We start from the raw sequence: 20,125 nt of genomic DNA on the forward strand, positions 1-20,125 counted from the left end.
GTTCTTATTTAAGGGTGATGGTTTTTGTATCGATCCCGGTTTGCGCCGAGCCTGCTGAAAGCTTCACGCTGCCTGAGCCCTTCACAAGCCACGACATCGTCACTTTGTCTCCCCCATCAATAGAGGAAATTAGCTTCACTTTGTCACCGGAAACGATCTGCTGACTTCCCGTCAAAGTCATTTCCACCTTGGTCATTCGTACCCAGCGGGTCTTCTGCGCTAATTCTGTCATGGTGGCCAGCGTGCCTGCGTTGAAAATGTCAGCCGTAATACGTGTCATCCCCTTACCAACTGACTCCACAGCGAGGTTTTCTATTTTCACCTGAGGCTTCATAGAGGCCAGCTTCAGAATAAACTTATTCTGTTTGTCGGAGATGTCCGCCACCAAACTGAAAGGTGGATTGTAGGGAGCAAAGGGCTTCCAGCTGCCTACCTCCACTTTTTTTCCTGGAAAGTCCGGATGGTTTACCGGCTTCCACTCCACAAACAAATCGTGGTTATTGGCTTCAGCCCACCGCAGGTAATCCACTTCTTTGTTCTTGTCTTTGTTGGGTTTGTATTTTGCCTTGGCCACGCTATCCTCAGGCATTTTGAACTCCGGCCAGCTCCAGGCTGGTGTACCAAACGAATAGCGGGCATAGTGAAAGTAACCCCACTCCATAAATCCACCCCCCTGTACTACCGGCTGTGCTCCTTCTTTTTTGCCAACGATGTCCGCATAGTTTTTCGATACCAATGCATTAGCGTCAGCATCTGCTTTCAGCATGCCTTTCAGCACTCTTTTCGACGCCTCGCCTGCATTATATTTTATTGGAGCATTCAGGTTATCGGACGAACCAAAAGTAACCAGCGCAAACACATTCCAGCGCTCAAAAAGGAAATCGAGCACTGCACGGTTTTCCTTGTCGGCCACAGGGAAGTCGCCAGCACCAGGCTGGAAATAGGGAAAGTCCCAGGTGAGGGAGTTATTGAAATTGATACCCCCCGTTCCGTCTTCATTGAAAGCACCGTCCTTGTCGTTGTCGACACCTTCTGTGAGATAGAGGTAGCCACCTGTTTCGCCGTCAGCTGCCTTCACCATGATGCGGTCATCGGCTTCGCTTTTCTTCCATGCTCCCGTAGGATCCTCTACACGGATCATCGTGACCAGTCCGTCTCCGTTGAGGTCTTCGTAACCGTCCTCGCCATTTTGGCCGTCACGGTCATCGTCGGTTGCACGGCCGTTGCCAGTTCTGGCGTACTTGAGTGAGGCAAAAAACTGATCCGTTGCTTCCGGGTTTACATTAGGCAGCACGTAGAAAGTAGTTGTGGCCAGGAGATTCTTCACCGAATCCGTCTGCGACGAAGCCAGCAGCTGCTCGGCAAACTTGAGTGCCAGCTCCGTGCTTACAACATATTGCCCGTCAACCCCACCAGCCACTACAATGGCCGGGTGATTGTCGATGTCGCCCGAGCCGAGTGTCAGCGCCCAAATGTCTTTGCCTCCGTCACTCTTCCCAATGGTCTGCAGCTTTGCAAGGGAGGAATACTGTCGTGAAAGTGATTGTAACTGCGTTGTTATCTGCTGACTCGACCGGTAGTCGGCTTGGGCCTGCGAAAACCCATAGGTCAGCGTTAGCAAAATTGTTGTTATTAGGAGCCTCGCTCCTGCTTTTTTAGACATAATCGATTGATTTGATCAGGAGTAAAGTAAAGCAGAGCGCCTCAGTCGGCACATAACATTTTTATAAGATGCACTCAGGGTATTTGGGAGGCCATTGGGTTATATATGGCTAATCCGTTGATGGTTCCATGTCGATATCCTTTGCCATTTCAAAAACAACTTTGGTTCCCTTACCCACTTCACTTTCAATGATAAGGCGGCCATTGTACTGACTGGCGAACTGCCTGACAATAAGCAGGCCGAGCCCCGATCCCTTTTCTCCTAAGGTTCCTGCGGTGGTGCGCCTGTCGTTCCAGTTAAAAAGGGCTTTGATAGCCTCCTGCGACATTCCCTGGCCAGTGTCCGCAACAACAATTCTACTCAGGTCTTCACTCTCCTCCAGGGCTACTGAAATAGCGCCTTCTGAGGTAAACTTATTCGCATTTGTAATGAGGTTTCTTATCACAAACCTAATGATGTCCCTATCAGCGGTTATTACGGAACCTTTTTTTACTTTATTCAGTAAGCTATTCCCCTTCGCAACAGCGCTCCCTTTGATCCGGTGGAGTTGTTCCTCGGCAATATCGTGCAAGTCAAACTTATCCGATTGTAAAGATGCATCGTTGAGCTGGCTGGTAGCCCAGCTAAGTAGGTTGCCGAGCAAATCGGAGGTGCTTTCGAGGCGCCCATTCAAGTCGGCTGCCAGGCTATCTATTTCTTCTTTAGAAAGTTTCGCACTCACAAAAAGACTGAAAAGCTGCTTCAAGTTCTCAACAGGCCCTTTTAAATCGTGGCCAATAATTGACAACAGCCTGGTAAGTGTCTTATTGTGGGAGGAAAGCTCTTCTTTTTGTTTATCAACCGTTTTAAGTGCTTCAGTCAGGTGACGGTTATTCTTCCTAAGCTCGAAATGAGTCACCACCTGCTTAGCCAATATTTGTAAAGCTCGTATTTGTTCCTCTGTAAGGGTAGCTGGCTCGGTTCCGATAACGCACAAGGTTCCCAAATTGTGGCCTTGCGCCGATGTCAATGGAACTCCGGCATAAAACCGAATGTCCGGCCTCCCTTCCACCAACGGATTGTCCCAAAACCGCTCGTCTTCCAGGGCGTTGGGTACCATGAATAAGTCGTTTCCGTGAATGGCATGGGCGCAAAAAGCAAACTCCTTGGAGGTTTCCTGAGCATCAAGCCCTTTTCTTGCTTTAAACCATTGACGCTTGTCATCTATCAAAGAAATCAAAGAAATAGGCGTGTTACACACATCTGACGCTAGCTGAACAATTTCATTCAACTCTTCCTCAGCCGGCGTGTCAAGAATATCATAGGAAAGTAAGTCAGCAAGCCTTTCTAACTCATTTTCTGGAACTGATGGTACTACCATATAATACGTTTTTTGTTCGTTTCGCTTCTTCAGGCTGATGATGGAGGTATCTCGAAGCTACATACGAAATGGGATGGCAACTTGGTTCTACCGGGCTAACACAAATAGCTTACAGGAAACAAATTACTCTATTGGTCAATACCAGTAAACAAAAAAAGGAGCAAATTAGCTCCTTTTTTTTCGGTGAAATTAAAGTTCACTCTTGTTTGAGTGCATATACCGGGTTGCCAGTAGCAGTTTTGAACGACTGGTAAATTACTGTTAGCCAGGCTAGCAGCGTTACGGCCAAAACAGGTATAAGAAACACTACAATGCCTAATTCCATTCTGTAAGCAAACTCTTGCAGCCATTGGTCCATCACATAGAACGCAAGGGGAACAGCTATGATTGAGCCGAAGAGAATCAGCTTCGTGAAGTCGGACAACACCAAAGTGGTAATGGAAAATACGCTGGCCCCCAGTACTTTTCTAATAGCAATCTCCTTAAACCTTTTCTCAAGCGTGTAAGCCGCCATGGCAAACAGTCCCAGGCAGGCAATAAGAATAGCCAACGCTGAAAAAACGGTAAATATCTTTCCGAACTTTGCCTCCGACTCATAGAGCTTCGCAAATGCCTGATCAACAAAGTCATAGTCGAATGGTTCCTCCGGAGCTATTGTACCCCAAAGCTCACCGATGGAGTTTACAGTTTCCTGGTAGCTACCCTTAACCCTCGCCAGGTAATAGGCAGATCCCCACTTGGTCTTGTGAATTTCAGCGTCATACCTGATAGCCAGGCTTCCTATTTTTCTTTTGAGAGAGGAAAAGTTAAAGTCCTTCACCACGCCGATTACTGTGAACACCCCTTCCGTTCTCTCGAGCCGCTGACCGATCGGGTCGTCCCAGCCCAGCTCTCTTACCGCAGCCTCATTCAGCACAATGGAGGCAGTGTCGCTCGCCAGCTCTCTTGAGAAGAACCTACCCTGAGCCAGCTCCACTCCCATGGTTTCTAAATAATAACTATCGGCAAACATCGTATAAAGACTATAGTTGTCCTTCACGTCGCCCACAGTACTATAACCCCAGTCGCCCACAAACTGTGAGGGGTAGGTAGTGCTGGCCGCCACGCCCCCGATATTTGGGTTTTCAAGTAGCTTTGACCTGAAAAACGGGCCGCTGTCTTTTAATGCCGACCCGGCTTTGATCACCATAGTGTTGCTGACATTAAAGCCCAGCTTCTGATTGGTCATGTGGTTGATCTGCTGGTAAACAATCACAGTGGCAATCACAAGAAAAATGGATATCGCAAACTGGAAACTCACTAAAGCCTTTCTCAAAAATGACCCGGATTTACCGGACTTGAGCTCCCCTTTCAAAGCAGCCACAGGCTTAAATGAAGAAAGATACAACGCAGGATAGCTGCCCGCAATGATGCCCACAGCTGTAAGTAGCAGTGTCAACCAAAGCATATTATCCACGGTGATGAGATCTGTTGACTGGAACTGCTTGCCGGAAAGGTCGTTGAAATATGGCAGCGCTACCAGCGATAGTAAAATAGCCAAACCGAGAGAAAAAATGCTGATGAGAAATGACTCTACCATAAACTGTCTGATCAGCTCACCTCTCACCGACCCAAGTACCTTTCTTATCCCCACTTCCTTCGATCTACTGCCAGACCGGGCGGTACTCAGATTGATAAAATTGATGCAGGCGATAAGTAAAATAAAGAAGGCTACAGCTGAAAATATATAGACATTATCCATGTCGCCAGCGCTCTCAGCCAGTGTTAACCTTGGATAATTGAGATGAATTTCCTGAATGGGCACTAATGTAAATCTGTATGAATCATCCGATGCGAGATAGTCATCAAAGTTGTCATAGTGGTAGGTTTCCATCAGGTCTTTGGCCATATGCTTGCGCATAAAATCAAGTATCTTAGCCTCAAAGGCCTCTTCCGAAGCACCTTCTGCCAGCTTCACATATGTAAAAAAGTTGTTGCCCGTCCACCAACCGGTGGTGGCCCAATACTCGTGGGGCATGGCCACCAGGTATTTGAACGGCATGTGGCTATTGGCCGGCGGATCCTCTACCACTGCCGTAATTTTCACTGCGTCGCCTGACGACTTGATGATTTTGCCAACAGCAGTTTCATGAGGAAAATACTTATCAGCTACACTTTTCGTCAAAACAACTGTGTTCGGTTCGGAGAGCGCTCCTTGCGGCGTTCCCTCTATAAACTTTACGTCAAACACCTCAAACACTGTAGAGTCCGCCAGGCTCCCTCCCGGCTCCGAGAAGACATTATCCCCAATGGCAAAAGAAAAATCATAAAGCCCATTCAGTCTTGTGTACGACTCCACCTCTGGGTAGTCGCTCTTCAGAAATGAGCCAAGCCTGGTGGGTGTATAAGGCCCACGGTCGTTGATGGCAATCCTGTAAATCCGGTCGCCATCCTTCCAAAACCTATCGTAGCTCAGGTCGTGCTTGATATAGATGATGATGAGCAAACAACACGCTATGCCGACAGAAAGACCCGCTATATTGATGGCGGAGTAGAACTTTTGCCGCCAAAGGCTCCGTAGCGAAATTTTAAAGTAGTTTTTCCACATAGCGAACTGATTTAGTCTGTTTGAGTTTTCTATTCCTTTGATGTATTTCCACCTGAAAAACCTGACCACGTCCCAGGCGAACCCTCTTCTTGCAACCTTTTCGCCTGCACTTTGGCAACGCAGGTCAAAAAGCTCGTAGAGGTCACCTTCGATAGCCTCCAGGTACCTTGGCTTGCAATACCAATGCAATAACTTTAAGGCCCAGCCAGGTGGCTCCGGTAAGTGCTGTTCGGTCATACAAAATTTAACTTCAGCGTTACCTTCGGAATTTGATCATAGAGGGTGTTGCGCATTTCCTTCACGTCCGATAGCGCTTTTGCCCCACTTGCTGTAACAGAAAAAAGCCTTTTTCTTCTGCCGCCTCTCTCATTCGTAGCACCACCCAGGTATGATTTCAGGTATCCCTTTTGCTCCAGCCTGTCGAGTGCCGAATGCACTGCGCTGATATTGATCTGCCGTCCGGTTTGAGCTTCTATTTCCTGTAATACGCTGATTCCATAGGCATTATCATGCAGTACCGCCGCTATCAACAATACCAGCTCTTCAAATTCGCCAAGGTTGATTCTTTGCATACTAATTGAGGTTCAGGTGTGTTAGCAAATTATTTGATTTACTAACGTGAAAGTAATACCTATGTTTCACAATTGTAAATTAAATAGACGGGTTTAAAACAGAAGGGTTGCGCTGAGCCATTACTTTAGCCAAGGTGTAAGATGACTAAGGATCAGTCTTACACCTGGAAATCAGAAACAAAGCCGTCAAATCAATTTAAGTAGTCGGAGGCAAGGTTTATTATTAGCGGCTAAAATTTGAAGTCTACGGTCAAAAAGGTTACTTTCAAAGTTAAAATTGTATTCAATTGCGAATTGTTTACCGAAAAGTGCCAGCAATGATGTTTTTTTTGAGTTTTGGTAGATTACCTAATTTATACACCGAGTGTCTTATATCTGTAGAGCTTTTTTTATTGTTCTTTTGCTTGCGCTTTCAACAGAAGTTTTTTCCCAGACCGAAGGGTATGGCTATGGCAAGCGAATTACTATCGATGCATCTGAAGTAATGGGTGCAAGTCCACTAACTGATTTCCCTGTCATGATCAGGTTCATGGGTGCCACCGCCGATTTGGATTTAAGATCGGTAGGCAACGGGGGTCACGTTGAAAACACTACCGGGTACGACATCATTTTTGGTGCTGACCAGGCAGGTGTAACCCTGCTGGATCATCAAATTGAGTCGTACGATCCTACGACAGGCGAATACGTGGCCTGGGTTAGAATTCCGACACTGAGCAATTCTGTTGATACGGATATTTACATGTTCTATGGGAATTGTTCAGTGTCAGCAGACCCCTCCGTTACCAGTGTGTGGAATTCAGATTTTGACGCCGTGTATTTCCTCAACGACGACTTCAGCGATGCTACTGGCGGAACTGCGGGAACAAATACAGGAAGCACCGACACATCGCCAGCTTTAATTGCTGACGGGCAAAATTTTGGGAAAAATGACTATGTGCAAATCCCTTCAGCTTCTATTTCTACTGCAAGCGGTACAGTTTCAATTTGGGCTCGTACCCCTGATTTTACCGGAAATGAAAAATATCTGTTTGGTCACACATCAAACCCCAGTGGTTTTGCCGACCGTATTCAGTTATATTCTGATGACAACGTTGGAGGGCTGGATTTAGGGTTTGGCAATAATCACAACCTGGAGCAGGGCATTGCCACTTTAGCAGTTGATGTCTGGAACTATATTGCCCTTACCTGGAATGGTACAACGTGTTCTGTGTATGTTAATGGCCAATTGGAGCACACCGAAGCCTATGGTGGTTTAGGTACACTGGAAAGCTACCTCGACATTGGTAACGATGGTAGAGCAACAGGCTCCCGCAATGAGGGTTGGAATGGCGACCTTGATCACGCCAGACTGTCGAATGAGGTTTTCAGCGCCAGCTGGATCGAAACTGAGTACAACAATCAACGTGAAGATGCAACATTTTACACCACCAGTGGGGAGTTCAATGCTTCACGCACATTCTACTCTTTTGCTTCTGGAGCATGGGAATCCAATTCCAGCTGGTCTTTTACTCCTGACGGTTCCAGCGGTGCGGTGGGGGCTGGCGTCTTTCCGAAAAGAACTGACAATGTCGTTATACAAAATGGTCACACTATTACAATTGATAATGTAGACGATAATGGCGGGTGTTCCCAATCGCCGGCGGATCTGGCGAGAGCCAATGTGGGCGCTTTTACCGGCTCTACAGATCAAATGTTTTATCATACAGGAGATATTGTCGTTGCCAACGGAGGAACGCTCACCTCAAGTGAAGAGGTAATGATAGAAGGCTATACGCTGGTGGAAAATGGAGGCACTTTCACGGTGACAGAAGATATTGTTAACCTGGGTTACTTTGAACTAGCTGCAACGGCTAATTTCACCAACACTGACGACTTGATCCTGTCGGGAAACAGCGTTGCTATCATCGACAATACATCTTTTGGTGCAGATGATATTTACATCGATTGGACAGATGCTACACTTTGTGGCAGCGGCATCGTAAACCTTGGCAACGGGGGTGCAGACCCTACCGTTCAATTCTTTAACGGTGGCACCCTCGACCAGGTATGTGCTGATTTTAGTCTCACATGCTCCAGTAATTGTGGCGCTTTTCCAATCACGCCCACCGGGAATTTTATCACAGGAAATGCCGGGCCAGGCGGAGTTGGCGACCAAAACAACAACCAGTTGTGGCTTAGGGCAAATGATTTGAGCCTGTCTGACGGCGTTGCTGTTACAACCTGGCCAGATGCATCAGGAAATGGTTTGTCGGCAGTATCAAGTGGAGTAACAGCTGAGGAGCCAACATTCAATGCTAACGCTGTAAATACTTCGCTCCCATCGGTAAGTTTCGACGGGGGAGACTTTTTAACCCTTGGCACCCCAGCGGGCCTCAACTTAATTCCCGGTACGGACAGTTGGTCCTTTTTTGCAGTTTACAATGTCCCCTCGGGCAATAATGGCACTATTTTTTCTAAGGCAACAGCTACTTCCGGCACCAGACAGTATCAATATACATTTGATGGTAATACCTTCACCTCATTCATCGGTGGCAACTATGGGCTCGGCACCATCAACACTGCCGATTCCTGGGCTATCGGAGCTCACATCAACAATACGACAGCAAAAAACTCCTGGTCTGATGAAGCTGTAAACGTATCAGGGGGCGGAGTAGGCACAGGAACCGTGGCCACCACTGACGTGCTGGTCGGCGCCAGACGTGGAACCGCCACAACAACTGGATTTCTCCTAACCGGAGACATTGCGGAAATAGCGATGTACGATGGCGAGGTAAATACTGCACAAAGAATAATTATCGACAATTACTTGTCTGCAAAATATGATATCGATATTTCCGCCTCCGGAAACGACGTATACACAATGGATGACCCGGCAAATGGAGACTACGACTTTGAAGTAGCCGGCATTGGAAGGGCTGCTGACGGTTCGGCACACGTGGATGCCCGTGGGTCGGGTATACTTCGTGTATGGAACCCCAGTGACCTGGACGATGGCGAATTCATGTTTTGGGGACACGACAATGCTGCAATTAGCTCTACAAGCAAAGCAATTGGCACCGATGTTGACGGAACAGTTATCGAAGAAAAGCTGTCAAGAAACTGGACGGTCACTAAAACAGGTGACGTAGGCACCGTTTCCATCTCTTTTGACTTCAGTGGAGTGGGCGGAAGTCCGCTTGGCTCCAATTTGAGACTGCTTGTTGACCGGGATGGGGATTTTTCTACAAATGACGTAACACCACTAGCAGGAACCGTATCAAATAAAATCGCCGTATTTTCCGGAGTGTCATTTCAGGATGGGGACAGGTTCAGTTTGGGTAATACCGATGTATCAGTGCCGCTGCCAGTTGAATTATTGAGCTTTTCGGCAATGGCAACAAGCAGCATGGTGACTATCGAGTGGGCAACAGGGTCAGAGCTGAACAATGACTTCTTTGCTGTTGAAAGCTCAGTTGATGCACAAAATTGGCAAGAGATTCTTCAGGTAAAGGGGGCTGGCACTACTTCTGAAAAGCGAACCTATCGTGCTGTTGATCATCAGCCCTACCCGGGAAAGTCGTTCTACAGACTAAAACAAACGGATTTTGACGGCACAATTTCATATTCCGACATTGAAAAGGTTGACTTTACGCTATCCAGCGATCTGACAGTCTACCCCAACCCGTCAGGGAATAGGTTCAAGTTAAAAGGTTCGCACAATCTCAACCCTTCGCATGTAAAAGTTTACAATACCGCTGGCCAACATATAAAACCAAAGGTGACTGTTGCTTCTGGCGAACTCGTGATTGACTTGATTTCTTACCCTTCAGGCGTATATATCCTACATTTCCCCGCAAACGGCTCTCTACAGTCTTTTAGGCTGGTTAAGTTATAAACGAACACCCGCAGAAGGAGAAATAGTGATCTCATAGACCATTTTACCATGTAGCGCTGCGCCTCTGGCGAATACGTAATGCTCACTCCTCTGGTTCTTTTCTGACAGAAGAAAAAACAACCTCTGTACTAGTGACATATTCAAAAATGATGACTGTTGGTACATATATCATCAGCATTAGTGCGCTAAAAAAGTGAGGGCGTCAACCTTTGCTAGCAATAGCTGGCAATTTTCATAAGATTTCGGAGAATAGTTATATAACTAACTTTTCAAACGATTGCTTTGATAAAATTTCAGAAAAAGAGTTGTGAAAATGAAAAAATCTCAGTTACATTGGAGCAAATAAAAAGCACCTTGGGCCAAAAGCCGAAGGTGCTCAGAACACATACCTACTTAAACTACACTCTTTATTAATGAGAGGATTCTACTATCAGGGGCAAAGTTAGCCCCTTTTTTTATGCGCAGAATCAAGAGCTCATTAGCATATTGTTAATTTCTTGATTTCTCCTGTTTCAATACAGACGTAAATTTATTGAAAAAAGTTTAACAGAACGTCTGATTTGTTGAAAAAAATTACCGCAAACCTTTGCGATACTTAAAAACCCATATCAAATAGCCCAATGCTGGTAATATTAACACAACACCAACAGCCAACATCGTGCCTAAAATTGATATCACCAGCTCCGGGGCTGCTGCTGCTTCAAGCGTTATCACCGTCCCATCAATAAACACAATCAGATTAGGGTACTGAAGTGCCAGCCAGCCCAGCACAATGAAACTTCCCTGCAGCCCTGCCAGCAGTCTCGAAAGCTGATCCCATTTCTTCCTCAGCGTAACAGCCAGTACCAAAAGCCCTGCCGTGGCAAGAATGACACTGACAAGGCCGAAAGGGTGGGAAAAGAACAACCTGGGAAAATCAATTTTTTCAACAAGGCCAGCCACAAACACCAGCCCGCCCGTTACTACTACCAATATGTTCGTTAGCAATGCGTTCTTGCGAAAAAGCTCTTTGGTGCCCCTATCCTCAATTTCAGGTATTAGAAACGTAGCTGCCAAAAAAGCGAAGAGTGATGATGTGAAAATACCAACCGCCACTGTGAACCAGTTGAGCCATGGAGCCACAAACGCCTGATGGAAGTTTTCAACGCCAACGGGCATTCTACCCAGCACTATGGCACCTGCAATTACTCCCAGAAAAAAGGGTGTCACCAGGCTTGACCAGGCAAACATTCTGGAATACACCTTTTGAGACCTACCCTGAACCGCATCATAATGCCGGAACACAAAAGCCGTTCCTCTGACAATGATGCCAACAAGCATCAACAAAAGCGGAATATGCAGGTAAATGGAGATTACTTTGAAGGCTGCCGGAAAGCCATTGAATAAAATAACAATAATAATAATGAGCCATACGTGATTAGCCTCCCACACCGGCCCAATGGCCTGGTAAGTAGTGGCTTTCAGTTCATCAAACTTTTCTTTCGGTGAGAACAATTCCAGAATGCCTGCACCAAAGTCGGCTCCGCCCAGCAGAACATAAAGTAAAAGCGAAATAACCAGCACCAGCACAACCCACTCAAACATGAGCTACCTCCTTTTCCTGATTGAACACCGTGATTTGCCGCCCCATCAACCAAAAGACTAAAATGGCCAGTAGTAAATAAATACCTGTGGTTACATAAAATGAATAAGCTATGCCTGGCATAGGCGTTACGGCATCGGCTGTTTTCATGATCCCATAAATAATCCACGGCTGCCTTCCCACCTCCGTCACCACCCAGCCAGCCTCCACAGCCAAAAAGCCCAATGGCGTTGCGAATGCAAGAATCTTAAGAAACCAGGTGCGTTGAACCAGCAGTAGCTTCTTCCATTGGCCAAAAAGGAAAATCACGCCGATTAGCATAAGTAGGACACCTATTGCTATCATAGTCTGAAAAGCAAAGTGTACTATGGCTACAGGCGGCCATTCGTCTCTTGGAAAAGCATCAAGCCCTTTCACTTCAGCCATCGGATCAGTGAATGCCAAAATGCTCAATAAGTAAGGAATCTTGATAGCATAGTTCACTTCTCCTTTTTCTTCATCGGGAATCCCGCCAATAACGAATGAAGCACCTTTCTCTGTCTCAAAATGACTCTCCATTGCTGCCAGCTTCACCGGCTGCCTGTGTGCCACATCATCTGCCGAAAGGTGACCGCTGAACGGTTGTAAAAAAGCAGCCACTGCCCCGAATGCGAGAGCTATTTTGAGTGCCCGAAGATGGAGCAATTTGCTTCTGTCTTTTAAATATTGCCAGGCATGCACCCCAGCCACGCCAAAGCCAGTGGCGACAAAGGCGGCAAGCGTCATATGCAAAGCCTGAGTGAACCAGGCCTCGTTTAGCATAGCAGCAATAGGATCAACGTTCGATGCCTGTCCGTTTACCCAGTCGAAACCTGACGGGCTATTCATCCAGCCATTGGCTGCTACCACCAGAATGCCAGATGCCACTCCGGAAATGCCAACGAAAACTCCTGACGTAAAATGCACCCAGGGCTTCAAGACCTTTTCACCATATAAAAACAAGCCAAGTGCTACCGCCTCCAGAAAGAACGCTGCTCCTTCCAGCGAAAAAGGCATACCAATGATAGGCCCGGCGTGCTCCATAAAGCCCGGCCAAAGCAGCCCCAGCTCGAAACTGAGCACAGTGCCCGACACTGCGCCTACGGCAAAAAAAATAGCCACACCTCTGGCCCAGGCCTTCATTAAACGGTGGTAGTCCTCCTGGCCGGTCTTGAGCCATTTGTAATTGGCAAATGCCATGAGAAATGGCATGACCATACCGATGCAGGAGAATATAATGTGGAAACCCAGTGACATGGCCATTTGTGAGCGGGCAGCCAGAAGATCGGTCATAAATATGAGAATTAGCTATTTCGAAGAACGTAATTGCAAAGCAAGGGATTCCCCTAATTTTCTATTTTTTGGAATTTTTATACCCTTCACAACTGCCCTGGCTAAATGAGCCTCCTTATTACCAGGCACTTTCGGCATCTTCCGCACTCTCCCTTCATCATCCCAGCAAGTCACATTTCATATCTTATGTTTCATTCTGGCGTGGGGCGGATAGTTTTCTCTTTCCTCAACAAGAAGCAGCGTTAAAGAGCAACCAGCTTCCCTTGTATATCTGAAAAATGTAATTAATAGTTTAATTTACAGTTTAAATCGTCCATCTATGAAAAGGCTGCTACTTATCTCCCTGATATTTTTTACGTGTGTTGCTCCCGCATTTGCTCAAAATAGTCCTTTGCTAACCTTTGAAGAGCTTTTGGAAACCTTTAAGAGAGGATATGACGTGAAAGGCACTTTCTACTATGCCAAATGCGATTTTTATGTGGATGAAAAGAAAGTCGAAAGTGCACCCGACATAGTGGGAGGAATGAACATTGATTTTTTTGAGTACTTCGGCAGGAATGCTGCGAAGAACAGCAAGGCGTTCATCACTTTTTCTGAGAGTAAAATGATTGAGAACCCAGCTGGTAGCGGCTATGTATACAACTACGTGAAGGTCAGAGTTTATGAAGATGGGAATGTTTCCATTAATGTCAAGCATTTGGATCCACGAACGCTCGAAAACAAAAAACAGGAACGGTTTGAGACAAAGCTATACGACGGGAATTTAAAAACAGCCGGTGCCTATTTTTTTGTCTCTCATTAAAATGGCACGTCAAGCAGTTGATCACGCAGCCAACCGGTCAGGCTTTTCCTCTCTCTTGCAGTTGGCAGTACTTCGTGCTCCAGCAAATCGCTTCTGAAGCAGATCAATCTTCCTGCCACAGGCAGCACGTCCACTATCTGCTCGTCAGCGCCAACAGGTTTGTACATCCGCAACTGTCCGCCGTCCCCCTCCCTCCAATCGAAGTTTAGATAGCAAATGACACTCAGTTTACGGTGGTCGTCCTGCTTGAACTGATCCAAATGCCGTTTGTAAAAAGTGCCAACCGGGTAAAGCGTGTAATGAAACTCAAAATCTTTCAGACTTAGAAAGCACGTTCTGTTGATGAACTGCATCAGCTCCCTCATCCTATCCAAATACACCTGGGTCGGATCCTTCGCTTTCTCAGGCTCTATCCACCTGATCAAGTCTCCCCGCTGCGATTTATCAACCTGATGATTTTCAGCCTGCCCTATGCCGGCTCTCTTTAAGTCGCCAGCTTCCTGATAGTCATCCAAAACACTCAAAATGTCCTTTACCTCCTCATCGCTGAGAAAGGACTCGATGATGCCGTATCCATTTTCAGAAAGATCATCGGCAAGTTGATTGAAGCGGGTCTCGATGGTTTGTGTAGTCATGTCCAAATCAGGTGTGCAAAAGTAACTCAATAAGCAATAATTCCGCAGTCCAACCCCTTACGGCTTGCATATTATTTGAAAGTTTCTGGTGCAGGTAATAAAAGGTTAAAATAAATGAGCAAAAACAAGTCATCCCGATCATTTGAAGCATCTGAAGCAGTTTCATGTGCTCCATTGGGTCACAAATGATGTAATGTTTTCAGTGTAAAGTGGTCGTTTTAGTAAAATCCTGAATAGTGGTTTTCAATGCCACATGCATTTTTATGCTTCGAAACGAGCGGATTTTAAAAATGGAAATCTGCCTGGTAATTTTGATCATGGTTAACGAAAAAATCTATCTTGTTATCAACGAATCGCAGCCCAAAAATGGCATGCTTGTGATGACATTCTTTAAGAGCTTTCTACACCATTGCATTTTAACGACGACAAAAAACAACATATAATACAACCACTATGAAAAAGCTACTGATAATCGTTTCTCTTGTTGCCTTCAATGGCATTCTTATGGCTCAGGATCTGATAATTGATCACGCAAAGGTTGATGCTCTTTTCGAAAAAAGAACTGCCCTTTTGGAAAACGGCGAAAGCACAAGAGTGATTGACCATGAACTAGCCAAGCTTGGCGTACGCTTCCCAGCCAAATTGAATGTGAGCTATTCTGGCGACAAAATCAATATCGCCTTCCCCTTGCTTGAAAACTCCAATGCTGCCTACATGGAGCAAAAGATTGTGAGGATAAAAGCAAGAATGCCAGAACTGGAAGTGCTCGGTATAGACGCTTCTTACTGCTTTGCTACATTCAAGAAAGATGCTTCAGAAAAGCAACTCACCGAGCTTTTGTCGGAATTTCTTTACGACGGATACTATGTAAGTGCTCACTCAAGGGTTCAGGTTGGCGCTTTGATGGACTAATTGACAATTATAATATAACTACCAGCTATGAAAACCGGGGCTTACGCTCCGGTTTTTCTTGTTTTTAACTCACTCCTTCGCCTTCCTTTGTCTGGCAAAATTCTCATGAGTCAGAATATTAATCGCAGTGTTTTTAATACATTTCCGCATGTGCTACTTTTGCAGTTCAAGCAATTAACCTGTAATAAGATATAAGATGGGAAAAGTACTCATTATTGGTGCCGGCGGAGTCGGTCGTGTGGTGGCTTACAAATGCGCCAAAAATTCAAGTGTGTTTACTGAAATCATGCTCGCCAGCAGAACCAAATCCAAGTGCGATGACATTGCCGCTGACATAAAAAAAGACTTGGGTGTAAGCATACAAACCGCTAAAGTAGATGCGGATGTAGTGCCTGAGCTGGTCAAGTTAATTAACAGTTTCCGCCCTGACATTGTCATTAATGTGGCACTTCCTTATCAGGATCTTACTATCATGGATGCTTGTTTGGAGACCAAAGTAAACTACCTCGACACAGCGAACTACGAGCCCAAAGAAGAAGCCAAGTTTGAGTACAGCTGGCAGTGGGCATATCAGGAAAAATTCAAAGCTGCCGGCCTGACAGCCGTGTTAGGTTGCGGTTTCGACCCAGGCGCTACAGGTGTTTTCACTTCCTACGCCGCCAAGCATTATTTTGATGAAATTCACTACCTCGATATTGTTGATTGTAACGCCGGAGACCACGGAAAGGCTTTTGCTACCAACTTCAATCCTGAAATAAACATTCGTGAAGTAACGCAGGAAGGAAAATTCTTTGAGGATGGCAAGTGGAAAATAACAAAACCACATGAAATAGGTAAGGATATTAACTATCCGAACATCGGGCCCATGAAATCTTACCTGATTTACCATGAAGAACTCGAGTCGCTGGTGAAAAACTTCCCCACGATGAAAAGAGCCCGCTTCTGGATGACCTTCAGCGACAACTACCTGACTCACCTCAGAGTGATTCTGAACATAGGCATGGGCAGCATTGAGCCAATCAACTACAATGGAATGGAAATCGTGCCGCTTCAGTTTTTAAAAGCTGTATTGCCTGACCCGGGAGATCTTGGAGAAAACTACAAGGGCGAAACCTCGATTGGTTGCAGGGTGCGTGGGATAAAAAATGGTGCTGAAAAGACCTATTACGTTTACAATAACTGTAAGCACCCTGATGCATACCGTGAAACCAAAGCTCAGGGCGTTTCCTATACCACTGGTGTGCCTGCTATGATTGGCGCTAAACTTGTGCTTGAAGGCAAGTGGGGCGGCGCTGGCGTGTTCAACGTTGAGCAGTTCAACCCTGATCCCTTCATGGAAGAAATGAACAAGCAGGGCTTACCATGGCATGAGCTGCATGATGTGGATCTTGAAATGGACTAAGCTTTAGCTTTATTATAAGATAAAAGGGGCAAGGCACAAGGCTTGCCCTTTACTGTTTTACACGACCAAGTGACCATGATTGACTACTCAAAAATACCTTCGCCCTGCTATCTGCTGGAAGAGTCACTGCTCCGCAGAAACCTTGAGCTAATGAACGATGTGCAGGAGCGGGCCGGTATCAGCATCATTCTGGCGTTCAAAGGCTTTGCCATGTGGAGTGCCTTTCCCCTGGTGAGGCAATACCTGAAAGGGGCCACAGCAAGTTCGCTTTCTGAAGCCAAACTTTGCTTTGAGGAGATGAAAACAAAGTCGCACACGTATGCTGTAGCCTACCGTGATCAGGAGTTTGATGAGATCATGGCATTAAGTAGTCACATCACTTTTAATTCGCTTAGCCAGTATGAGCGATTCAAAGACAATGTTGTGGCCTACCCTGAAAAAATCTCATGTGGAATTCGGGTCAACCCCGAGTACTCAGAGGTAACAACCGACTTGTACAATCCTTCGTCGCCTACTTCCCGCCTGGGCATGACCGCTGCGCACTTTGGCGAAAGACTGCCAGAGGGCATTGAGGGGCTGCATTTCCATGTTTTATGCGAGTCGACCTCCTTCACCCTTGAAAATACGCTAAAAGCATTCGAAGAGAAGTTTGGTCACCTGATTCCACAGGTAAAATGGGTGAACATGGGGGGCGGGCACCTGATGACCAAAAAAGGATATGATACTGCCCACCTCGTTTCTATTCTGAAAGCCTTCCGGGAAAAATGGGGAGTAGAAGTCATCCTGGAGCCCGGCAGTGCCGTAGCCTGGGAAACTGGCGACCTGGTGTCTACTGTTCTCGATGTAGTAGAAAACTCAGGTGTAAAAACTGCCATTCTGGACGCTTCTTTTACCTGCCACATGCCCGATTGCCTGGAAATGCCCTACAAGCCAAGAATCAGAGGAGCCAAAATGGATCCTGAAAAAGGCAAACCCACCTACCGCATGGGGGGCATGAGCTGCCTGGCCGGAGACTACATGAGCGAATACTCATTCGATAAGGAGCTACAGCCTGGGGATCTGATTGTTTTTGAGGACATGATCCACTACACGATGGTGAAAACCACGACCTTCAACGGTGTACCCCATCCTTCTATTGGTATTTGGAAAGAAGATAACTCGTTCCAACTCATAAGGGAGTTTGGCTATGAGGACTACAGGAATCGCTTATCTTGATTCAATCCTCATTTCATCATCAATACCCACTTCAGCCAAAACAATCAGTAGGGCTCTCTTGATTCCCAGCACACCGTCCTTGTTGATGAAATATTCATCAAGGGAGTGAGCATTTCTACCCATTCCTCCGCCGCCAATCGTGATGGCAGGTATCCCTTTTGAAATCGGGATATTGGAATCAGTGCTGCCTCTTCTCAAAGTTGGTCTGCCGCCGACAAACTGCGTTGCAGCTATGCCTCTTTGGACAATGGCCATGCTTTCTGGGTGCTCACCAGAAGGGCGGTCACCGATCATCTCGATTTTGACGGTCAAATCGGGCCCATGCCTTTTTAGTTTATTCTGATCGGCCAGCGCCTTGCGAACCGCCTGCTGCAGAATGGTATCTACCTTAACAAGGCTTTCAGGGCTCTCGGAACGCATGTCCACCTCCATGATGGATTCAAATGGGATAGAATTGACCGACGTGCCACCCGAAATAACGCCTACGTTATAATTAGTCTTTGGCCCGCCACGGGTAAACTTGTCAGCCTCATCAGTAAAATAAGTAATGGCTCTACCCAGTGCATGGTGAGGGTTGCCCAAACCAAAGGCTCCCCACGAATGTCCTCCGGGGCCCTCAAAAGTAATACGATACCTGTGCGACCCAAGTGCCTGGTTGGTAACCGACTCATGGCCACTGCCGTCCACTGAGATAAAGGCGTCAATCTTAGGCCCGTTAGGCCCAAAAAGATACTTGGCTCCACGCAAATCGCCCTGCCCCTCTTCTCCTACATTGCCAATAAACAAAATATCATTTTCTGGCTGAATGCCTGCCTTACGGATGGCCTTCATAATGGTGATAAGGATGGCCAGCCCCCTGGTATCGTCCGAAATACCCGGAGCCTTTAGTGTATCGCCTGATTGCTGCACCCGGGTATCGGTGCCTTCCGGGAAAACCGTGTCGAGGTGGGCACAAAACGCCAGCACCTTACCTCTTTTTGTTCCTTTTACCAAGCCGATTGCATTCCACACTTCATCCTGCCAAACTGAATCGGCACCCGCTTCTTTAAGCAGCGACAAATATTTATCACTGCGGTTCTTTTCTTTGTATGGAGGTGCTTCAATCTCGGTAAGAGTGATAAGGGTTTTAATGGTTTGCTCATCATAGGCTTCGATGAACTGAAAAGCCTCTTTTACCTGCGGATGAGCCGACAGTGCATCGATTTCGGCTTTGAAGGTATCTTCTAGTTTCGGAGCTGTCATGGCAACTGGTGCTCTGCCAGCGGCTGTGCTATCTTGCTTATTTTCGCTGGTATCCGTTGTTTTGTCGCCGCAACCGGCCAGAAAGGCAAGTGAAAAAGCAGAAAATATAAGTCTGGAGGGAAATTTTATAGTCATATTCACGGTTGAGTGTATGGGCTAATGACGGAGAATTTGGAAATAGAGCCAATACAAATGTGATTGAAGGCGATTTTATTTGATCAATGATGGAGAACAACACCGATACTAATAACCATAACGAAAAGAAGTTTTTAGAGGGGCCCGGTACCCGATGGCGGGAATTTAAGTATATCGTAAAAGTGGCACTTGAGTTTATTCGTGGATTCAGGGCGTTGCACTTTACGGGGCCATGTATTACTGTGTTTGGCTCGGCAAGGTTTCAGGAAGATCACCCATCCTATAAAGCTGCACAAGAACTTGGGCACCACTTGGCACTTGCTGGGTTCACCGTAATGACAGGTGGTGGCCCGGGCATCATGGAGGCCGCACCAAGGGGAGCTAAAGAAGTTGGTGGTAAAACAATTGGCTGCAATATTGTGCTTCCACACGAGCAGCACGCCAATCCCTATCTCGACATTGTAGTCAACTTCAACTACTTCTTTGTGAGAAAAGTGCTTTTGCTAAAGTACTCCTATGGCTTTGTGGTGATGCCGGGCGGCGCTGGCACCATGGACGAGCTTTTTGAAACGTTGACGCTGATACAAACGGGGAAAATTAAGGGTTTCCCGCTGGTTTTGTTTGGCAAAGACTATTGGAGCCATCTGGTTAGCCAGCTGGACCACATGGTGGAGGAAAAGACCGTATCACCTGAAGACCTGGATCTGTTTCTGGTGACTGATTCAGTGGAGGAAGCCGTTGAATATATCGAAAAAGTGTCGATCAAGAAGTTTGGGCTAAAGCGGATCATGCTCAAGCCAAGCTGGGTTTTTGGAGAGAAGGTAAGTTCTTAA

The 20,125-nt window shown here is 46.4% G+C and carries 14 protein-coding genes; 6 read left to right on the top strand and 8 right to left on the bottom strand.

The window, feature by feature from the left end; translation table 11 throughout:
- Positions 1 to 4: 4 nt before the first annotated feature.
- The 4 genes from RT717_RS21410 to RT717_RS21425 all read right to left on the bottom strand — a co-directional run bounded on the left by RT717_RS21410 (position 5) and on the right by RT717_RS21425 (position 6,182).
- Positions 5 to 1,663 carry a M14 family metallopeptidase gene (locus RT717_RS21410; protein ID WP_317488395.1) on the bottom strand — a complete coding sequence of 553 codons (1,659 nt, stop codon included), beginning with the start codon at positions 1,661 to 1,663 and terminating at the stop codon, positions 5 to 7.
- 109 nt (positions 1,664 to 1,772) lie between these two features.
- Entirely contained in the window at positions 1,773 to 3,023 is a 1,251-nt protein-coding gene (locus tag RT717_RS21415) for a GAF domain-containing sensor histidine kinase (RefSeq protein WP_317488396.1), read from the bottom strand.
- A 196-nt stretch (positions 3,024 to 3,219) separates the two neighbouring features.
- Entirely contained in the window at positions 3,220 to 5,847 is a 2,628-nt protein-coding gene (locus RT717_RS21420) for an ABC transporter permease (protein ID WP_317488397.1), read from the bottom strand.
- Positions 5,844 to 6,182, bottom strand: a complete 339-nt coding sequence (locus RT717_RS21425) for a PadR family transcriptional regulator (RefSeq protein ID WP_317488398.1) — start codon at positions 6,180 to 6,182, stop codon at positions 5,844 to 5,846. The genes RT717_RS21420 and RT717_RS21425 overlap by 4 nt, the downstream gene beginning before the upstream one ends.
- Before the next feature lie 364 nt (positions 6,183 to 6,546).
- On the opposite strand from RT717_RS21425, the gene RT717_RS21430 reads away from it, so the two are divergent.
- Positions 6,547 to 10,056 carry a DUF2341 domain-containing protein gene (locus tag RT717_RS21430; protein ID WP_317488399.1) on the top strand — a complete coding sequence of 1,170 codons (3,510 nt, stop codon included), beginning with the start codon at positions 6,547 to 6,549 and terminating at the stop codon, positions 10,054 to 10,056.
- A 573-nt stretch (positions 10,057 to 10,629) separates the two neighbouring features.
- Here RT717_RS21430 and RT717_RS21435 read toward each other — a convergent pair.
- Positions 10,630 to 11,640, bottom strand: a complete 1,011-nt coding sequence (locus RT717_RS21435; RefSeq protein WP_317488400.1) for a cytochrome d ubiquinol oxidase subunit II — start codon at positions 11,638 to 11,640, stop codon at positions 10,630 to 10,632.
- Positions 11,633 to 12,949 (bottom strand): cytochrome ubiquinol oxidase subunit I, encoded by a 1,317-nt coding sequence (locus tag RT717_RS21440; protein WP_317488401.1) that lies wholly within the window; start codon positions 12,947 to 12,949, stop codon positions 11,633 to 11,635. Before RT717_RS21440 ends, RT717_RS21435 begins: the two co-directional genes overlap by 8 nt.
- Positions 12,950 to 13,268: 319 nt before the next feature.
- Here RT717_RS21440 and RT717_RS21445 point away from each other — a divergent pair, with 319 nt between their 5' ends.
- Positions 13,269 to 13,751 (top strand): hypothetical protein, encoded by a 483-nt coding sequence (locus RT717_RS21445; RefSeq protein WP_317488402.1) that lies wholly within the window; start codon positions 13,269 to 13,271, stop codon positions 13,749 to 13,751.
- Here RT717_RS21445 and RT717_RS21450 read toward each other — a convergent pair.
- The gene (locus RT717_RS21450; RefSeq protein ID WP_317488403.1) at positions 13,748 to 14,386 is read right to left on the bottom strand and encodes a 2OG-Fe(II) oxygenase; all 639 of its coding nucleotides are present in this window, start codon (positions 14,384 to 14,386) and stop codon (positions 13,748 to 13,750) included. The genes RT717_RS21445 and RT717_RS21450 overlap by 4 nt on opposite strands.
- A 453-nt stretch (positions 14,387 to 14,839) precedes the next feature.
- Here RT717_RS21450 and RT717_RS21455 point away from each other — a divergent pair, with 453 nt between their 5' ends.
- The 3 genes from RT717_RS21455 (at position 14,840) to nspC (ending at position 17,915) form a co-directional block, all read left to right on the top strand.
- Entirely contained in the window at positions 14,840 to 15,298 is a 459-nt protein-coding gene (locus tag RT717_RS21455; protein ID WP_317488404.1) for a hypothetical protein, read from the top strand.
- A 196-nt stretch (positions 15,299 to 15,494) separates the two neighbouring features.
- On the top strand, positions 15,495 to 16,700 hold the full coding sequence (locus tag RT717_RS21460) for a saccharopine dehydrogenase family protein (protein WP_317488405.1): 1,206 nt from the start codon (positions 15,495 to 15,497) through the stop codon (positions 16,698 to 16,700).
- A 75-nt stretch (positions 16,701 to 16,775) separates the two neighbouring features.
- Complete coding sequence (gene nspC / locus RT717_RS21465) at positions 16,776 to 17,915, top strand: carboxynorspermidine decarboxylase (RefSeq protein ID WP_317488406.1); 1,140 nt, start codon at positions 16,776 to 16,778, stop codon at positions 17,913 to 17,915.
- On the opposite strand, the gene RT717_RS21470 is transcribed toward nspC, so the two are convergent.
- Positions 17,907 to 19,292 (bottom strand): M20/M25/M40 family metallo-hydrolase, encoded by a 1,386-nt coding sequence (locus tag RT717_RS21470; protein WP_317488407.1) that lies wholly within the window; start codon positions 19,290 to 19,292, stop codon positions 17,907 to 17,909. The two genes, nspC and RT717_RS21470, sit on opposite strands and share 9 nt — an antisense overlap.
- An 86-nt stretch (positions 19,293 to 19,378) precedes the next feature.
- On the opposite strand from RT717_RS21470, the gene RT717_RS21475 reads away from it, so the two are divergent.
- Positions 19,379 to 20,125 carry an LOG family protein gene (locus RT717_RS21475; RefSeq protein ID WP_317488408.1) on the top strand — a complete coding sequence of 249 codons (747 nt, stop codon included), beginning with the start codon at positions 19,379 to 19,381 and terminating at the stop codon, positions 20,123 to 20,125.

It is taken from the genome of Imperialibacter roseus (assembly GCF_032999765.1).
GTDB lineage: Bacteria > Bacteroidota > Bacteroidia > Cytophagales > Cyclobacteriaceae > Imperialibacter > Imperialibacter roseus.

Coding starts and splice junctions, on each gene's coding strand:
- RT717_RS21415 (WP_317488396.1), bottom strand. CDS start 3,023: ATGGTAGTACCATCAGTTCCAGAAAATGAGTTAGAAAGGCTTGCTGAC.
- nspC (WP_317488406.1), top strand. CDS start 16,776: ATGATTGACTACTCAAAAATACCTTCGCCCTGCTATCTGCTGGAAGAG.
- RT717_RS21445 (WP_317488402.1), top strand. CDS start 13,269: ATGAAAAGGCTGCTACTTATCTCCCTGATATTTTTTACGTGTGTTGCT.
- RT717_RS21420 (WP_317488397.1), bottom strand. CDS start 5,847: ATGACCGAACAGCACTTACCGGAGCCACCTGGCTGGGCCTTAAAGTTA.
- RT717_RS21435 (WP_317488400.1), bottom strand. CDS start 11,640: ATGTTTGAGTGGGTTGTGCTGGTGCTGGTTATTTCGCTTTTACTTTAT.
- RT717_RS21425 (WP_317488398.1), bottom strand. CDS start 6,182: ATGCAAAGAATCAACCTTGGCGAATTTGAAGAGCTGGTATTGTTGATA.
- RT717_RS21440 (WP_317488401.1), bottom strand. CDS start 12,949: ATGACCGATCTTCTGGCTGCCCGCTCACAAATGGCCATGTCACTGGGT.
- RT717_RS21450 (WP_317488403.1), bottom strand. CDS start 14,386: ATGACTACACAAACCATCGAGACCCGCTTCAATCAACTTGCCGATGAT.
- RT717_RS21410 (WP_317488395.1), bottom strand. CDS start 1,663: ATGTCTAAAAAAGCAGGAGCGAGGCTCCTAATAACAACAATTTTGCTA.
- RT717_RS21470 (WP_317488407.1), bottom strand. CDS start 19,292: ATGACTATAAAATTTCCCTCCAGACTTATATTTTCTGCTTTTTCACTT.
- RT717_RS21460 (WP_317488405.1), top strand. CDS start 15,495: ATGGGAAAAGTACTCATTATTGGTGCCGGCGGAGTCGGTCGTGTGGTG.
- RT717_RS21475 (WP_317488408.1), top strand. CDS start 19,379: ATGATGGAGAACAACACCGATACTAATAACCATAACGAAAAGAAGTTT.
- RT717_RS21455 (WP_317488404.1), top strand. CDS start 14,840: ATGAAAAAGCTACTGATAATCGTTTCTCTTGTTGCCTTCAATGGCATT.